Here is a 17,917-nt window from a genome sequence, read left to right on the forward strand (position 1 = left end):
GATTTACTTATAAATAACACTTTCGGCTAGAAAAATCTGTGCTGTTTGTTGCACAGATTCTAATTTTTTTCCCAGTCCATTTCCTGTAAGTTGGGTTAAGCAATAGCGCAATGGAACGCTCATGTTGGGTTTTATACTTCAAACCAACCTACAAATCAAAGCTTTTTCCAATTTGGACTAGGTATTGTAAGAACCAAAACTTTCTACAAATTTGGTATAGAGTGTCTATTTAATTAAGATCCCTGTGGGACTACCAGCAGGAGTATTTAAAGGTAGAAAAAATCAACATTTCAAAGATATTACTTAACCTATCGCTAAAGTCACCCTTGGCTATGGAACAACAATAAACACCAGTATTGGGAATTAAGTCATAGTTGAGTAAAGTGCTGTACTCATATATATTTCTTGTAAATTTCAGAAAATATATTGTATAATCTTCTCAGTCAAAAATATCTTTCTATAGTGTTAGTAAAAAAATATGTATCAACCAATTCTTAAATTTATTTTAACCCAAAATTATAAAAATCTCTCGTTATCTCAATCCGTAGAGTTAAAAAATCTTAATATTTTCATAGGAGCAAATGGTTCTGGAAAAAGTAATTTTATTAGTACATTAAAATTTTTAAAGGATTGTTTAACTAATGTTTCTGATGAAAGTCGTGGTATTACTAGTTTTGAAGAAGCAATTAGTAAAATTGGCAATGATAGAATATTAGATAATAGTGTTGCTAGTCCTGCGGTCATTAAATTTCAGTATGGCTTTTCAGAACAATTACAAGATACGAGTCAACTGAAAAATTCAGTTCTTGATCTTGATTTGTTTGTAGATAGGAAAAAACAGAAATTAACTATTCATCAAGAATCTTTATATAGTGGAGATAATTTAGTAAATCCAGATTTATCACCTTTTTATTATTATAAATTTAATGATCCAAAACTGCAAAGAATAGGTAAAGGTGTGATCTCAGTATATAATCAAGGTGAACAGAAATCAGGAACACATTTTGAAGTATTAGATAATATTCCTGCAAACATTCTAGGTTTAAATGTACTTCCAGAATTATTAGAAAATAGTCAAAATAAACTGATAACTACACCTGGGTATAAAATTAGGAGAGAGTTAATTGCATTTATTTCTCAATGGCAATTTTATAATGCGAATAATATGGATTTGCATCAAATTAGAAATTCAGAACCAAAAATAGGAGGAAATGATATTTATTTATCTACATCAGGAAATAATTTACCCTTAGTATTTGAGAATTTAACCCAGGAAAATATTGACTTTGAAGACAGCATTAATAATGCCATGAAGTCCATTTTACCTAAAACCCGTCGTCTGCGTTCTCTTCGTTCTGGGCGATTATCATTAACATTAGAATGGCATTTTGAAGATATTAAAGAACCATTTTATCTTACAGAAATGTCAGATGGAACGGTAAGAATGTTATGCTGGGCAACTATATTACATTCTCCTATTTTACCCTCTTTATTAGTTATTGATGAACCAGAATTAGGTTTGCACGTATCTTGGATGCCAATTTTAGCAGAATGGATTAAACAAGCTGCTAGAAAAACTCAAATTATTATCACTACTCATAGTCCTGATCTTTTAGATCATTTTACAGATTGCTTAGAAAATGTTTATTGTTTTTATTCTCAAGATAAGACGCATTTTTCCATGAAAACACTCTCTCATGAAATTTTAGATCAAAAACTAGAAGAAGGATGGCAATTAGGTGATTTATACCGTGTAGGAGATCCTACTGTGGGAGGATGGCCGTGGTAGTTTGGGTATTTGCAGGTGGTGGAGAAGCGGAGGTGAGAGGATTAATTCCTTTTTTAGAAAAGAATTTTCCCAGTTGTCAATTTGAACGGAAAACACCAGCAAGACTCAAACCAGGACCAAAACCTGGGAAGGTAACTGGTTATGGTAAAACAGGTAAGAGTTTAATTGAACAAATTACTCAAGAATTACCTATTGCTTTGCAATGTGATCCCAAAAAATGTGATTTAATTTTAGTTTTTGATGATTTAGATTGTCCAGATGTTAATTCTCAAAGAGAGAAGTTTATATCAGCAATATCTAAGATAACTGAATCTCATGATATTCCTCAATATATCGCTTTTGCTGCACCTGAATTAGAATCATGGATGATTGGGGATTGGGATAATACTATTGCTAAACATCCAGATTTTCGCGGTAGACATGAAAAAATGCGTTGGTGGTTAAGCACTCAGAAAAATATCTCGTTTGATGATCCTGAATCTTTTAGTAAATATGATCAAGATCGAGATTGTTGTCAAGATAAATTATCTCAGCTAATTGTTGATAGTAGCATTTTACTAGAACTAAACTTTGATATGCAATCAGTCCGATTTTCTAAAGGATTACATACACCTTTGTTATTACTAAAAATAGTCCCAGAAAATTTACAAAAAAAATGTCCTTTATTTCGTGAACTTTATAACTATTTACATGATTTTTGTAATACTAAGATGCAATAAAGGGTGGGGTTTCCCCGCCCCTACATTTAAACTTCACAAATTAACTCACCGGCTTTTTTAGTAAAACGACTGTTTTCTCGATAATCTACGCGACAGTCTATAACTGCTGGTACATCTTGAGCGAGCGCTTCTTTAAGCATGGGAACTAAATCTGTAGCAGATTCAACTCGATAACCTTTTAATCCCATACTTTCGGCAAATTTGACAAAATCAGGATTACCAAAATGTACGAAAGATGAGTTACCTTTACCAAATTGATTTTCTTGTTTCCACTCAATTAAACCATAGCCACCGTCATTAAAAATCAGAGTCACGAAGGGAGTTCCCACTCGCAAAGCTGTTTCTAATTCTTGACAATTCATCATAAAACCACCGTCACCGGTTGCAGCGACAACTTTACGATTTGGATAGACTAATTTTGCTGCCAATGCACCAGGAATAGCAATACCCATAGCCGCGAAACCATTAGAAATAATGCAAGTATTGGGACTATGACAATGATAATGTCTAGCAATCCACATTTTATGTGCGCCAACATCAGAAATCACAATATCATCGGGTCCCATAACTTGCCGCAAATCATAAATTAATTTTTGCGGTTTAATGGGAAATTGATCATCTTGGGCATATTCTTCATAATCAGCCCGAATATTAGGACGTAAGCTGATAGAATAGGGATTGGGTTTATTTTGTCTATCTGCTAATTTTAAGATCTCATTCAGGGAATCAGAAATATCTCCTACTACTTCCAATTGGGGAATATAACTACTGTCAATTTCTGAAGACGTTGCTGCAATATGGATAATAGGAATTGTCCCTTCAGGATTCCATTTTTTGGGAGAAAATTCAATTAAATCATAACCAATAGCTATGACTAAATCTGAATTATCAAAGCCGCAGGTGATAAAATCTCGTTGTTGTAATCCCACGGACCAAAGTGCTAAGGGATGGGTGTAGGGAATCACACCTTTACCCATAAAAGTATTCACAACAGGAATATTCATTTGGGTAGCAAATTGTGTTACTGCGTCGCTAGATTGGGCGCGAATTGCACCATTTCCTACTAAAATGATGGGATTAACTGCTTGGGAAATTACGGCAGATGCGGCGCGAATACTGGCAAAGGAAGCATAGGTTTTTTCACTATTATCCTTATTTAAAGGTTTGCCTTCTACGGGCATGGCGGCTATATTTTCCGGTAAATCAATGTGAACGGCACCGGGTTTTTCTGTTTGCGATCGCTTGAAGGCTTTTCTGACGACTTCTGGTGTAATACTTGGTCTAACAATCTGTTTATTCCACTTAGTAACGGGGGCAAACATAGCTACTAAATCCAAGTATTGATGAGATTCAATGTGCATTCTATCTGTTCCCACCTGGCCGGTAATTGCCACTAATGGCGCACCATCTAGATTAGCATCTGCCACTCCTGTCATTAAATTAGTTGCCCCAGGACCGAGAGTAGAAAGACAGACTCCGGCTTTTCCTGTTAACCTACCATAAACGTCGGCCATGAATGCTGCACCCTGTTCATGACGGGTAGTAATAAATTGAATTGATGATTTTTTTAAAGCTTCTAAAACGTGCAGATTTTCTTCTCCAGGAAGTCCAAAAACATATTGAACTCCTTCGTTTTCTAAACACTGTACTAACAATTCTGCGGTGTTCATAAGTTTGGTAATTGGTAATTGGTAATTGGTAATTGGTAATTGGTAATTGGTAATTGCTTAATTTTCTTCTTTTTTATCTGTTCCTCCTGAACTCCTGTACGGGCGAACCGCAGGAAAGCCCCTACTTCACCCAAACGGTCTTGATATTCACAAATTCATGAATACCTTGAATACTCAATTCTCTGCCATAACCAGAACGCTTGGTTCCCCCAAAAGGTAACCGAGGATCAGACTTAACCATGCTGTTAATAAATACTGCCCCGGCTTCAATTTCTTGAATTAGACGATTTTGTTCTTCTGTATTTGTTGTCCATGCACTTGCACCTAAACCAAAGGGAGTATCATTAGCTAATTTAATCGCAGTGTTGAGATCAGGAACTCGGAATAATAATGCCACAGGACCAAAAAATTCTGCTTGGGCAATTGGTGTATCTACGGGAACATCTATGATAATTGTTGGTGGGTAAAAGTTCCCCGACATTTCTGTTAAAGGATGTCCACCTGTGAGGATTTTACCGCCACTTTTGACGGCTTTTTTAACTTGTTGGTCTAATTCTTGGAGAATATTAGAAGTTGCTAAGGGTCCTAAATCTGTATCTAGGTCCATGGGATTGCCAATTTTCAGGGATTGGAATTTTTCTAACAGCAATTTTTGAAATTTATCAGCAACAGCCTCAGCAATAATAAAGCGTTTGGCCGCAATACAAGATTGTCCGTTATTCAACATTCTCGCTGTAACTGCGGTAGAAACTGCTGTTTCTAAATCAGCACTTTCTAAAACTATAAATGGGTCACTTCCCCCCAATTCTAAAACAGTTTTTTTGATTTGTTTCCCAGATGCAACAGCGAGGGATATCCCTGCTGGTTCACTACCTGTTAAAGTAGCGGCTTTAACTCGATCATCGGCCATTAAATCAGCAACTTGATCTGCACCGATTAATAATGTTTGAAATACACCACCAGGAAAACCAGCGCGATGAAAAATATCTTCAATTGCTAATGCACACTGTGGTACATTAGAAGCGTGTTTTAGTAGGGCTACATTGCCCGCCATCAGTGCTGGTGCTGCAAACCGGAAAACTTGCCAAAAAGGAAAATTCCAGGGCATGACGGCGAGAATCACCCCTAAAGGCTGATATTTTACAAAACTATGACTAGCATCGGTTTTGATGGTGACATCAGCCAGAAAACTGGCGGCATTTTCGCTGTAATAACGACAAACAAGGGCGCATTTTTCGACTTCAGCAATGGCAGCTTTTAATGGTTTACCCATTTCCAAAGTCATCAATTTCCCCAAATCTGCCTTTTCTTGGTCTAAAATAGTCGCTGCTTGTTCTAACCAGTGAGACCTCTCTAAAAAACTTGTTTGACGGTATTCTTGAAAAGCCTTTCCTGCTAAATCTAATTTAGCAGCAATTTCCATTTTTTGTAACGGCTCAAAAATTTTCAGTGTTTCCCCGGTGTAGGGGTTAATAGTAGCTATAGCCATTATCTGACCTCTGAATAAAAAATAGTGTCAATAATTCGTAATTTAATTATTCTCTATTCTTTGTTGCCTATCATTTATGATCTAACACATTCATAACTCATATTTTAGACATTTTGGCTGAAAAATATTCACAAGCTCAACAGCAAATTGACAGTTACATTGGTGGTAATTCTAAAGGAATACTCCCCAATAATCCTTTCCGAAAATCGGTGATCATTTGTCTAGCTGTACGTTCTATGTCTCCTTTGTAGCGATGTTCTGCTAAAGCTTGTAAATACGCTTCCCCTGTGTGGATAACAGAGTCAAGATCATATCGTGTTAGTAATGGATGGGGTGGTAAAAATTTTGGGTATGTTTCCTGAAGTTCATTAAGTATATCTACGAATGCAGCGGCGATGAGTTGGTTATCATAGGATGCTTCACCGATATCATCACAAATGGCTAATTTCACTCCTGCGGCTTGGCTATCGAGTCTAGCGGGGATGACACCCGGTGCATCTAATAATTCTAGCTGATCGGAAATTCTGACCCATCGTAGTTGACGGGTAACTCCGGGACGGGCGGCACTTTCTACCACTCGTTTACCTATGAGACGGTTAATTAGAGCGGATTTACCGACATTGGGAAAACCAATAACCACGGCGCGAACGGGACGGGGTAACATTCCCCGTTCTTGACGGCGTTTGTTAAGTTCTATACCTGCTGCTTGGGCGGCTTTGGCGATCGCTGTAATTCCCTGTCCATGTTGAGCATCGGTAAAATATGGAACTTCACTTTGATTTTTAAACCACTCTATCCAGCGCGATCGCACCTGTGGTAAAATCATATCTACTCGGTTAAGTACCAGTATGCGCGTTCTTGTTCCCACCCATTCATTCATTTGTGGGTGGTTTGTTGCTAGGGGAATACGAGCATCTCGTACTTCTAAAATCACATCTACCCGTTTTAGCTGTTCCTTGAGATTCTTTTCAGCTTTGGCGATGTGTCCGGGATACCATTGGATTAGATTTAATTTGTAGTTTTGTGTAATAGACATTTATTGTTAGTTGTTAATTGTTAGTTGTTCGTTGTGACTAATAACTTCCCATATTAGTTAGATTGATGTAAAATTAATCTGTTACCATCGGGGTCATAGGCGTAAATTTCTCTACCGTGGGAAGCTGTATAAATTATTCCTGGTGGGGGATAACCTAAAGATGTTAAGTAAGATATGGAGCTTTCTAAATTATTGACTTCTAAACACAAACTTAGGGGACTTTGGGAATTAGTGACAAATTCTGCTGCGTTAACTGGTTTGGGTTGAAAAATACCTAATTTTAAACCAGGGATTTCAAACTCAGCATAAATATGAGGGATGAGTTTTTTTGGTTCTTGTGCTAGTAATTGAGTATAGAAACTAAGGATACAATCAAAATTAACTGTGGCTATGGTGATGATTATACTATTATATTGCATATTTAGGATTTGCTGAAGAAATTCACAACTACAATCTAGAATATTATACCAGTTGTGTAAGTCCTGTTAATATGGTTGTGATCAATTAAAAGCGATTCTTGACTAAGTGAGATACAAGAAACCCATCCCCAACCCACACCTCCCCATGAGATTTTATCAGTCCCTATGATAAATTCTCACAAAAATTATCGTGGCATAATATCATCTAGACGCAGTTGTAAAGAAGGTAAAAGAGAAGATTTGATATATTCTCCTAAACGATATTGTTGCTGACTATAATCTTCGCCAATTAATTGACAAACTGTAAATGTCGGTTGCTTTGGTTTACCAATGAAAACCACTCCTCCCAAACCTCGATAATCAACAATCCAATATTCAGAAATTCCTAATAAAGCATATTCTTCAACTTTACGAGCATAATCTGTTTCCCAGTTAGTGCTGACAACTTCAACCACTAATTTAATTGATTGTCCTAAAGCAATAATTGGTTGATGTTCCCAAAAAGGTTCATGGTGCTGCAAAGTTTCATCTAATACTACAATATCAGGTCGTCGGGCTGTGGCTATTTCTGTAAAAGGACGGATAAGACAGGTACGAGGGATAAACCAGGGAAGTTGTGCATTGGTAATAGCAATACCCAGTTGAGTTGCTATTTTACCACCGACGGTTTCGTGGGGTCTTGTTGGTTCTGTGTCAATCAATTCTCCGTCTGCAAGTTCATAGCGGGGGTTGTTACTGTATTCAAGGATGAAATCTGCGAAAGTTAATAATTTTGTTAATGCTTGAACCATAACTCACCTCCATCTTTATTGATTATGATTCGCTACCCTGTTACCAGGAAGAAAACAATCTTGTCAAAGTTTCAAGCGGTCACTGGTCACTAGTTGAGTTAAATGCTTGAGAATACGCAATACATCGTATAATTCATTGCCAGGATTACGCATTAAGAAACCTTTTGATAAAGAATAACGGGTAGGTTTTCCTTTGATTAATTTCACAAAAATAAACTCGCTACCTGTAGCAATCATCCCAAAACTGGGTTGATCATGATAGGGATTACCTAACATATATGATAAAATTTGCGCCAGTCCTTCTTCAATAGAAAATGAAGCTTTTTTTGACTCAATAATCATCACCCATAATTGATTTTTTAAAACTAAAATATCCATTCTCCCCTTAATAATTACATCTTCATCTGGTACAGCAATATCTATAGATTCTTCCGATTTTACATAAAAGGGAGATAGGTAAAAATCACCGATAAAAAGTATTGGGTCTACAATTGCCATTCTGACAACATCTTCTAGTAATGGTGGATAATTGAGAAGATTCAAATAACCAGCTTTTACTTTGTCTAAAAGTTGTTTATCTAAATCTGTAATTTCTGGTAATCCTGCTTGCCATTCCCAGAAAAATTGTCCATCTAAAACTAACTCAATGCCAAAATTATCAATTAAGTAGCGTAAATTAATATCTTTTGCTGGGAGTGTTTGTGTCATTATTTGGTTGATGATTGGTAATAGGAAGCAATCTTTAATATTTTATTTAGAACCGCTATAATCATCTAATGCTTGTTTTAATTCCTCTACTAGCTGGAAATATCATCATATACTTGGTATTATGGGAATTTATTGATCTCAATATTTACCGCTGGTGAAGGAAAAAGAATTTAAAAAAAGGCAAATATAGAAGAGAATTATGGGATATCCTGAGATCAATAGGACAGATATTCGCCAAATAAAGTAGAATGAAGCTGGCAGAAAGAGTAAGTAGGGTAACACCTTCCATCACCTTAGCCATTACAGCTAAAGCTAAGGCTATGAAGGATAAGGGTATAGATGTTTGTAGTTTTAGTGCTGGAGAACCGGATTTTGACACCCCAGCGCACATTAAAGCCGCAGCCTCAAAGGCTTTGGCTGAGGGTAAAACCAAATACGGTCCAGCCGCAGGAGAACCAAAGTTAAGGGAAGCGATCGCTCGCAAGCTAAAAAATGATAATGGTCTTAATTATAAGCCAGAAAATGTGATTGTCACCAATGGTGGTAAACATTCTCTTTACAATTTAATTGTAGCACTGATTGACCCCGGCGATGAGGTAATTATCCCCGCTCCATACTGGTTAAGTTACCCCGAAATGGTAACTTTAGTCGGTGGGAAGTCTGTGATTGTAGAAACAGACGCTTCTACAGGCTACAAAATCACCCCAGAACAACTGAAACAGGCAATTACCCCAAAAACTAAGTTATTTGTCCTTAACTCCCCTTCCAACCCCACGGGGATGGTATACACGGCGGCGGAAATTAAGGCTTTAGCACAGGTAATAGTTGATGCAGATATCTATGTGGTTTCTGACGAGATTTATGAGAAGATTCTCTATGACGGTGCAGAACATATCAGTATTGGTGCTTTAGGTGAAGAGATTTTTAACCGGACTTTAATTAGTAACGGTTTTGCTAAAGGTTACGCAATGACGGGTTGGCGCTTGGGTTACTTAGCCGGACCTGTAGAAATTATTAAGGCCGCTAGTACCATCCAAGGACATAGTACCTCAAATGTGTGTACTTTTGCTCAATATGGAGCGATCGCTGCTTTAGAGGGTTCTCAAGACTGCGTAGAGGAAATGCGTCAAGCTTTTGCTAAACGTCGTCAAGTCATGTTAGACAGACTCAACGCTATTCCTGGTTTGAGTACGGCTAAACCAGACGGTGCTTTTTACCTATTCCCAGACATCAGCAAAACCGGCTTAAAATCCCTGGAATTTTGTGACGCATTATTAGCAGAACATCAAGTTGCAGTTATTCCGGGTATAGCTTTCTGTGCTGATAATAACATTCGTCTTTCCTATGCTACGGATTTGGCGACCATTGAAAAGGGAATGGATAGATTAGAGAAATTCGTGCTTTCTCGTATCTAATTAAGTGATTATACAGAATTAATCTCAGGTTGCATAGGATAATTTATCTGACAAGACCGACGCTTTCAGAACAAAGAGAGGAGTTTGGGGAATGTATTAATCTTGATCTGCGGCTAATAATTCTGGATATTTGATTCTATGCAGCCTGATATTAACTTGGTAATAAACCCATTTCCTGTAAACCCTGATGAATTCGTTGTGCTTCTTCGGGGTTATGCAGTTCATGGAGAGAAATAGCATATTCAAAGGCTTCTAAACTAGCGGAAACATGACCAATTTTCAACAACACAACCCCCAAATTTTGATAAGCTTCTGCATAATCAGGATTGAGATTAATAGCATGATTATAGCAATCAATAGCCTGGGAAAATAATCCCATAGCTTTACATACCATCCCCAAGTTATAATAACCAATTACGAAATTAGGATCAATTTTGATAGCTGTTTCATAGGCAATTTTTGCTGCTGGTAAATCTCCCAGATTTTTTAATAAATTTCCTAAATTATTATATCCTCCTAATTTTAGAAGTGAATAAATAGGTAATTTTACCGCAGCTTGATAATGATGAATAGCTGAGGATATATCTTGTAGATGTGTATAAGCAATTCCCAAATGATAATGTAATTCATACAAGATATCATAATTTATATCTTGATTAAATTGATTAGTAATTAATTGATTTAACCCTCGATTTAACAAATCCATACCTTGATTAATTTTGTGATTATGCACATACAAAGCCCCCAATTTACTACAAACATAAGCGTCATGGGGATGATTTGCAAAAAATTCCTCCATTGCGGCTGCGGCTTTAGTATATTTATGCAGTGCATTAATCACAGATTTTTGATAACCAGTGTGGAGAATTGCTACCCCGGGTAAATAACCAACTTCCCAACATGGTTCTTGAGTTAAAATTGTCGTCACACTATCATCAATTAAAGCATGATAAGGGCGATCGAAATATATATTTGGATGATTACGAAATAGTCGAGAAACCAGAGAATAAGGTGATTGTGTAGAACCGACTTCTTGACGCACCAAATTAATGACAAGATATTCTTCCTTAAGAAGAACTGATTTAAGTAAAGGAATAATTTCCGACGTTAAAGTTTCATCAGCATCTAAAACCAAAATCCAATCACCCGTCACATATTTTAAAGCCTGATTTCGAGCCGAACTAAAATTATTATTCCAAGTAAAATAATAAACCTTAGCTCCAAATTGTTCAGCAATTTGAGGAGTTTTATCAGTTGAACCCGTATCAAGAACCACAATTTCATCAACAAAACCTTTTACACTTCCTAAACACCTTGGTAGAGTAGTTTCTTCATTTTTGACAATCATACACAGGCTAATTTTCATCTCTTAAAACCATGGTATTTACAAAGTTAACCAATAATACAAAACCAACCATAACCCAAGACAATTCACTTGTAAATTTTCCTTGTCTCTCTGGTTTGTATTTCTTAAAAAAGATATTTAAACAGGATGGAAATAATCATAAATATCTTGCGCTAACCGGGAACCAATTCCGGGAACTTCCGTTAATTGTGTAAATGTCGCTTGACGAATATAATCAATGGAGCGAAAATGAGCTAATAGTAACTTTTGTCTATGTTGTCCTAAACCGGGAATTTCATCTAAACGAGATCGTTTTAATTGATCACTTCTTTGTTGACGATGAAAACTCACAGCAAATCTATGGGCTTCGTCTCGTAATCTTCTTAATAATTGTACTCCTGGTTGTTCTGGGTTAGTTTTTAAAGGTTGAGATGAATTTGGTAAAAAGATTTCTTCTCGCTTTTTAGCCAAACTAATAACCTGCAAATCTCTTAATAAATTCATTTCTGTTAAAATACCCACAACAGCAGATAATTGACCTTTACCACCATCAATCATAATTAAATCAGGCCAGTCAGAATTACCTAATCTTGTTAATTGGGGATTTGCGATATAATTACGAAACCTTCTATGAATAACTTCGGCTAAACTAGCGAAATCATCTGAATGTCCAATTGTAATATTAGGGTTTTTAATTTTGTAATGTCGGTAATGTTGTTTGGCTGGTAAACCATCAATAAATACTACTTGAGAAGCGACGGTATTAGTACCTTGAATATGGGAAATATCATAACCTTCAATACGTTTTGGTAAATCTGGTAAATTGAGAATAGTAGCTAAATCTTGAGTTGCTTGTAGATTGCTATCTCCCAATTTCTGCATTCTTTGTAATTCATATTGGGCATTTTTTTCCACCATTTCAATTAATTCGGCTTTAGTTTGTCGCAAAGGGGCTAAAATTGTCACTTTTTTGCCTTTACGTTCTGTCAAAATATCGGACAGAACTTCACTATCTGGTAAATCATGTTGTACTAGAATTTCGCTAGGAATTTCTATATTTTCTGCTGTTTGGTAATGTTCTTCTAAAACTCGTTGTAAAATTTCTCCAGGTTCAGGGTGGGAGTCAGTAACAAAGGCCAACCGGCCAACTAATTGACCAGCGCGAATTTGAAATAGTTGAATATGGGCGTGTTGATTATCTGTGGCTAAGGCGATCGCATCTCGTGAGATTGTATCATTAGGTAAGGATACTTTTTGGTCTGCATTGAGGGATTTTAAAGCAACTATTTGATCACGGATTTTGGCCGCATTTTCAAAATCCAATTCCTCCGCAGCCCTTTGCATTTGTTCTGTTAAGATATTAATTAATTCCTGAGTTCTTCCTTGAAAAACCATCGCCACTTTCTGGACAATTTTCCTATATTCTTCTGGAGAAACTAATTTTTGACAAACTCCAGGACAACGACCTATATTATAATTTAAACAAGGACGATCTTTAAATAAGGGTTGTGGTCTTTGTCGCAGGGGGAAAATGCGTTTACATAAATGCACAATTTCCCGTAATAAACCGGAATCTGTATAAGGTCCGTAGTATTTATCTTTTTTATGTTTTGCTAATTGACGTTTACGAGTTATAAAAATACGCGGATATTCCTCTGACCAAGTAATACAAAGATAGGGATATTTTTTATCATCTTTGAGTAAAACATTAAAATATGGTTGATGTTGTTTAATTAAATTGGCTTCTAGTGCTAATGCTTCGGCTTCACTATCAGTGACGATAAATTCAATTTCTGTCACTAATTTGACCATCGTGTTGATACGTTCCGTTTTATTGCTGGAGTCGCGGAAATAGGAACGGACACGAGAACGCAATTTACGAGATTTACCTATATATATTAAGCGATCGCTGCTATCTTTCATTAAATAAACCCCCGGTTCTGGAGGAATTTCCCCTAGACGATTTTCTAGTTTTTCGGGATTTTTAACTAGTGGTAGTGTTTGCGAATTTATGGTCATAATTGTCATAAATTTAATTAATTTATGTAATTTTACACGACAAATATTAAGATTTTTTTAAAATGGCTCAGTTCATAGCATACTTCTAGACAAGTAAACACACTCCATAGAGGGATGCAAAAAAAGAGAAGTAGATTTACATTAATCCTGGTGTGTCGAATAACTGCTTTTTATGAGGTTTAGCTTCATGCTAGACCTTTTTCCTTATTTGAGAAAAAATCCCCAAAATATACCATTCTATATTACTTAGTTCTTTCTTTTGCACCCCATAACAGATTTTGTGAATATTGATATACATACTTTAGACTTTAGATAGATTAATATCAGCATCAATTAATGTATATTCAGTAGTTATAGTAAACAATTGGTATATATAGGCTTGGTAAACCACTAAGCCTTTTTTATTATTGTAACTTCTTACGCACCAAAAGCACAAATATCTTCTTTAATTCTACTTTAGGTAGTAGAAATATTTATGAAAATTGAGTAGTGTTAACTTTGATTAATGCCTGAAAAACGTGTATGGACTCTGAAAATAATTTCAGGGTCTTTTTTTATTTCTGATCAAGTAACAGGGAAACGGCTAAAAACACTATAGTTTCGTTAATTATCATATTTTGTCGGTTTTGTAAACATCTTACAGAATGATGAATAGGAATAACATCCGGTTTAAAGTAGTTATATATGGTAAACACCTGGTATATATAGAGGCTTGGCTAACACCCAAGCCTTTTTTATGTCTAATTTATTTAGTAAGATTTTATATACTTTACCCCTGTAGTATCAATATCTGTGGTGACAATGCTCTATCATTTTTAGGACAATTTGGACACACCCCATAGGAAGATGATCTATCAGCAGAGTAGGACTAAATTAATTAAGTACGTTGTTAAGCACAGCAATTATGGAGGTTTGGTTGAAAGCGCCAAACCTTTTTTTTCGTTGCAACTACATGAAGCTATATCAATATCAATTTTTTGAAGGTTTAACCAGAATCCCCAGGAAGAGGAGGTAGGGTAAAAGTTGAAAATTCCGTTTCAAACCCAAAAAATCTTACATGATGACCAGCTGAGGGTAATAAAATAGTTATAGGGCGGGCAAGATGCCCACCCCACAAGAGTTTGATCAAATATCAATATGTAAACATAAGTGTTTGGGCTGATTTCCTGAGAATTATTCCTATAGAGGAGAAAAAGTTAACCTGGGAAGAGTTGAGAAAAACGAAGGGAGTAGGGGACGAAGAGGAGGAGAGGGAGAAGGTGTTTCCCAAGCACCAAGGACTAAGGAATAGCACCACTAAGTATTTATTCATGAAAATAGGGTGTTTTAACTACAAAAAAGAGGTTAAAAACACAAAAAATCCTGAAATCTATATAAATTAATAGTTTCACCTATCCACTTCGGGCGACAACACCTTAGAATGATTCATTGAAAAGTCGAGTCAATGGGATTTACGGCGGTTTTGAGTGTAAATACTCTCCAGGAACGATTTTTGTATTTGTACAAGCAGAGATTTACGTAAAGATGCGAAAGGGTGCATCTTGAAAGAATATCTGGTAAAACTTTAGGAGTCTGATATGAACAAAGGCGAATTAATTGACGCAGTGGCGGAAAAAGCTAACGTTACCAAGAAACAGGCTGATGCTGTTTTAACTGCTGCCATAGAAACCATTGTGGAAGCGGTTTCTTCTGGTGATAAGGTTACATTAGTGGGATTTGGTTCTTTTGAATCACGGGAACGCAAAGCCCGTGAGGGACGTAACCCCAAAACGAACGAAAAAATGGAAATTCCCGCTACCAGAGTTCCCGCTTTCTCCGCTGGAAAACAGTTTAGAGAAAGGGTAGCACCCCCAAAAGAGTAAGTTTTGTTGTAGGGAGAGTATTTTTGATGCCACAACCAGCACACGGGGGAAATTTAGCCTGGGCGGCGGCGTTAGCTGACTGTTCCCCTGATGCTATTGTGGATTTTTCTGCCAGCATCAGCCCGTTGGGACCGCCCAGCAGCGTCCTTGCAGCCATTATGTCCCAACTGGGTAATCTCAGGCATTATCCTGACCCGGAATATAGTGAACTCAGACTGGCTCTGGGTCACTTTCATCAAATAGCTGCTGATTGGATTTTGCCAGGTAATGGTTCAGCAGAATTATTAACTCTGGTTGGTAGAGAATTAGCGCAATTAGCAGCAACTGTTATACTGACTCCGGCTTTTGGGGATTATTACCGCACTCTGGCGGCTTATAATGCTAAAGTGCTGGAGTTTCCTCTGGATTTGGGAACGGGGACAAAGGCTATACCTAAGCAGGAGAATTTTTCTCTGTTTCCAGATTTCAGATTTATAACCTCGGAATATGGGTTACTCCTGAATAATCCTCATAACCCGACGGGAAAGTTATTTTCACGGGACTCTATCCTACCGTATTTAAAACGGTTTGCTTTGGTGGTGGTGGATGAGGCTTTTATGGACTTTTTACCCCCTGATGAGGAACAAAGTCTGATTGAATTGGTGCAAGAATATGATAATTTGGTGATTTTACGATCGCTTACTAAATTCTACAGTCTAGCAGGTTTAAGATTAGGTTATGCTATCGCTCACCCCCAGCGTTTAGCAAAATGGCAATCATGGCGAGATCCCTGGCCTGTAAATATTTTAGCAGCCAAAGCAGCGATCGCGGCTCTTGAAGATAGAGAATTTCAAAATCGCACCTGGAAATGGCTACCAGATGCGAGAAATCAACTATTCCAAGGGTTAGCCTCAATTCCTGGTTTCACCCCCCTAGAAGGGGCTGCTAACTACCTATTGGTAGAATGTCAGCAGTCTACTTCCCAGTTACAAAAAAAATTACTTCAGCAACACCAGATTTTAATTCGTGATTGTTTAAGTTTTCAAGAGTTGGGTGATCGTTTTTTCCGCGTCGCTGTCCGTTCTGAATCTGATCACCAACGCTTATTAACAGCCCTGAAAAGATTGGACAATTAACTAATGACCAATATTGATTATGATATAGTTATTCTTGGTGACACTATTGCTGCATACCAAGCCGCTTTAAATGCTACTGGGTTAAATGCAAAAGTGGCTTTAATTGTCAGCGATAATTTTTCTCATAACTACTATTTTAATCATCAATATGTACTGAATGAAATTAGTAAAATTACTCAACAATATCGTAATTTAGAAAATCTAGGAATTGACGAAACAAATATTAACCTAAACACAATATCTCTTAACTGGAAAAAGGCTTTGTTTTATGCTATTTCTGTTTCAAAAAATCTTACTCAAATCAATTCCCTTGCTAATTTAGCAGCTCAAGGAGTTGATATTATTGTTGGTAATGGTCAATTTCAATCTTCTCCCTTGAGTTTGATAGTTAATGAAAGACGGTTGTATAGTCGGACTTACTTACTCGCTAATGGTTCACGTCCTTTAATTCCTAATATTCCTGGATTAGATACTATTGAATATCTGACTTTAACTAATATTTGGGATTATTTAGAAAAAACAACATTACCTAAAAATTGGGTAATTCTTGGTGGTATTCCCCAAAGTATAGAAATTGCCCAAGTTTTAGCCCAGTTTGGTTGTAATATTACCTTAATAGTTAAAAAATCGAGTATTGTTCCCCTTCTTGACCCAGAAATAAATCAATTACTAATAGCACAATTAGAAGTTAATGGTGTGCGTGTTTTAACACAAACAAAAGTAACCCAAGTTCGACATATAGATAATCAAAAATGGGTACAAGCAGGAAATCAAGCTATGGAAACTGATGAAATTTTCATTGCTACCGGACAACAACCAAACTTAGAATATCTCAACCTGTCCGCAGTGGGAATAAAATATCATCAACACCGCTTAGTTGTCAATGAAAAATTGCAAACGACAAATCATCGTATTTATGCTTGTGGTGATGTAATTGGTGGTTATAATATTCAGAATCTTAGTAGTTATGAGGCTAATATTGCCATAAAAAATGCTTTATTTTTTCCGAGAGTAAAAGTTAATTATCACTGTGTTCCTTGGGGAATCTATACTTATCCCAGGGTAGCACAAATTGGTTTAACGGAAATTCAAGCAAAAAGTCAATATTCTCAAAATCAAGTTTTAGTTTTCAAACAATATTTTAAAACAGCTACAAGCGCACAAGTTCAAGGACAAATTACAGGAATTTGTAAATTAATAGTTTTTAAAAATGGTAAAATATTGGGATGTTCTATTTTAGGAATAGCAGCAGCAGAATTAATTAATATAATTAGTTTAGCAATAACCCAAAATATTAAAATTCAGCATTTAGCAAAATTATCACCCATTTATCCCAGTTTATCAGAAATTCTCATCGAAACAGCACGAGAATGGCATAGACACAGAATTAATAAAAACCATGCTTTTCAAGAATTATTAGCAAGTTTCTTTAATTTTCGTCGTGATTGGAATTTATAAGCTGTTACAAAACTAAATTGTACAATCGTAATATGTATAAATCTTGTGGTGCGGGCATACTATGGCTAACGCCACGCTACGG

General features: G+C 36.4%; 15 protein-coding genes. 7 read left to right on the forward strand and 8 right to left on the reverse strand.

Annotated elements, in window-relative coordinates:
- The first annotated feature begins 478 nt into the window (after positions 1-478).
- Together FFO06_RS15045 and FFO06_RS15050 are read left to right on the forward strand one after the other, a co-directional pair.
- The gene (locus tag FFO06_RS15045; RefSeq protein ID WP_137908763.1) at positions 479-1,789 is read left to right on the forward strand and encodes an AAA family ATPase; all 1,311 of its coding nucleotides are present in this window, start codon (positions 479-481) and stop codon (positions 1,787-1,789) included.
- Positions 1,783-2,508, forward strand: coding sequence for a DUF4276 family protein (locus FFO06_RS15050; RefSeq protein ID WP_236097157.1), 726 nt, complete (start codon positions 1,783-1,785; stop codon positions 2,506-2,508). The genes FFO06_RS15045 and FFO06_RS15050 overlap by 7 nt, the downstream gene beginning before the upstream one ends.
- Before the next feature lie 26 nt (positions 2,509-2,534).
- Here the strand turns inward: FFO06_RS15050 and FFO06_RS15055 are convergent, their stop codons facing one another.
- From FFO06_RS15055 to FFO06_RS15080, 6 genes are all read right to left on the reverse strand, one after another.
- Positions 2,535-4,178 (reverse strand): acetolactate synthase large subunit, encoded by a 1,644-nt coding sequence (locus FFO06_RS15055; protein WP_137908765.1) that lies wholly within the window; start codon positions 4,176-4,178, stop codon positions 2,535-2,537.
- 121 nt (positions 4,179-4,299) lie between these two features.
- Positions 4,300-5,667 (reverse strand): NAD-dependent succinate-semialdehyde dehydrogenase, encoded by a 1,368-nt coding sequence (locus FFO06_RS15060; RefSeq protein ID WP_137908766.1) that lies wholly within the window; start codon positions 5,665-5,667, stop codon positions 4,300-4,302.
- A 154-nt stretch (positions 5,668-5,821) separates the two neighbouring features.
- Positions 5,822-6,703: a ribosome biogenesis GTPase YlqF gene (gene ylqF / locus FFO06_RS15065; RefSeq protein ID WP_137908767.1), complete on the reverse strand. Its 882-nt coding sequence runs from the start codon at positions 6,701-6,703 to the stop codon at positions 5,822-5,824.
- Positions 6,704-6,756: 53 nt separating this feature from the next.
- Positions 6,757-7,122: a VOC family protein gene (locus tag FFO06_RS15070; RefSeq protein WP_137908768.1), complete on the reverse strand. Its 366-nt coding sequence runs from the start codon at positions 7,120-7,122 to the stop codon at positions 6,757-6,759.
- A 185-nt stretch (positions 7,123-7,307) separates the two neighbouring features.
- On the reverse strand, positions 7,308-7,913 hold the full coding sequence (locus FFO06_RS15075; protein ID WP_137908769.1) for a Uma2 family endonuclease: 606 nt from the start codon (positions 7,911-7,913) through the stop codon (positions 7,308-7,310).
- Positions 7,914-7,976: 63 nt separating this feature from the next.
- Positions 7,977-8,621, reverse strand: coding sequence for a type I restriction endonuclease (locus FFO06_RS15080; RefSeq protein ID WP_137908770.1), 645 nt, complete (start codon positions 8,619-8,621; stop codon positions 7,977-7,979).
- Positions 8,622-8,869: 248 nt separating this feature from the next.
- Here FFO06_RS15080 and FFO06_RS15085 point away from each other — a divergent pair, with 248 nt between their 5' ends.
- Complete coding sequence (locus FFO06_RS15085) at positions 8,870-10,036, forward strand: pyridoxal phosphate-dependent aminotransferase (RefSeq protein WP_137908771.1); 1,167 nt, start codon at positions 8,870-8,872, stop codon at positions 10,034-10,036.
- A 151-nt stretch (positions 10,037-10,187) separates the two neighbouring features.
- On the opposite strand, the gene FFO06_RS15090 is transcribed toward FFO06_RS15085, so the two are convergent.
- Positions 10,188-11,402, reverse strand: coding sequence for a glycosyltransferase (locus FFO06_RS15090; RefSeq protein WP_201275470.1), 1,215 nt, complete (start codon positions 11,400-11,402; stop codon positions 10,188-10,190).
- A 117-nt stretch (positions 11,403-11,519) separates the two neighbouring features.
- Positions 11,520-13,400: an excinuclease ABC subunit UvrC gene (gene uvrC, locus FFO06_RS15095; protein WP_137908772.1), complete on the reverse strand. Its 1,881-nt coding sequence runs from the start codon at positions 13,398-13,400 to the stop codon at positions 11,520-11,522.
- 1,121 nt (positions 13,401-14,521) lie between these two features.
- Between uvrC and FFO06_RS21205 the strand changes: the two genes are divergently transcribed.
- The 4 genes from FFO06_RS21205 (at position 14,522) to FFO06_RS15110 (ending at position 17,835) form a co-directional block, all read left to right on the forward strand.
- On the forward strand, positions 14,522-14,782 hold the full coding sequence (locus FFO06_RS21205; RefSeq protein WP_162501202.1) for a hypothetical protein: 261 nt from the start codon (positions 14,522-14,524) through the stop codon (positions 14,780-14,782).
- A 195-nt stretch (positions 14,783-14,977) separates the two neighbouring features.
- Positions 14,978-15,262, forward strand: a complete 285-nt coding sequence (hbs, locus tag FFO06_RS15100) for a non-specific DNA-binding protein Hbs (RefSeq protein ID WP_137908773.1) — start codon at positions 14,978-14,980, stop codon at positions 15,260-15,262.
- Positions 15,263-15,288: 26 nt separating this feature from the next.
- Positions 15,289-16,377, forward strand: coding sequence for a threonine-phosphate decarboxylase CobD (gene cobD / locus FFO06_RS15105; RefSeq protein ID WP_137908774.1), 1,089 nt, complete (start codon positions 15,289-15,291; stop codon positions 16,375-16,377).
- A 3-nt stretch (positions 16,378-16,380) separates the two neighbouring features.
- A complete protein-coding gene (locus tag FFO06_RS15110) occupies positions 16,381-17,835 on the forward strand; it encodes a dihydrolipoyl dehydrogenase family protein (protein ID WP_137908775.1) in 1,455 nt (484 codons plus the stop codon).
- Positions 17,836-17,917 lie beyond the last annotated feature (82 nt).

This window comes from Dolichospermum planctonicum (assembly GCF_005402965.1).
Taxonomy (GTDB): domain Bacteria; phylum Cyanobacteriota; class Cyanobacteriia; order Cyanobacteriales; family Nostocaceae; genus Dolichospermum; species Dolichospermum planctonicum.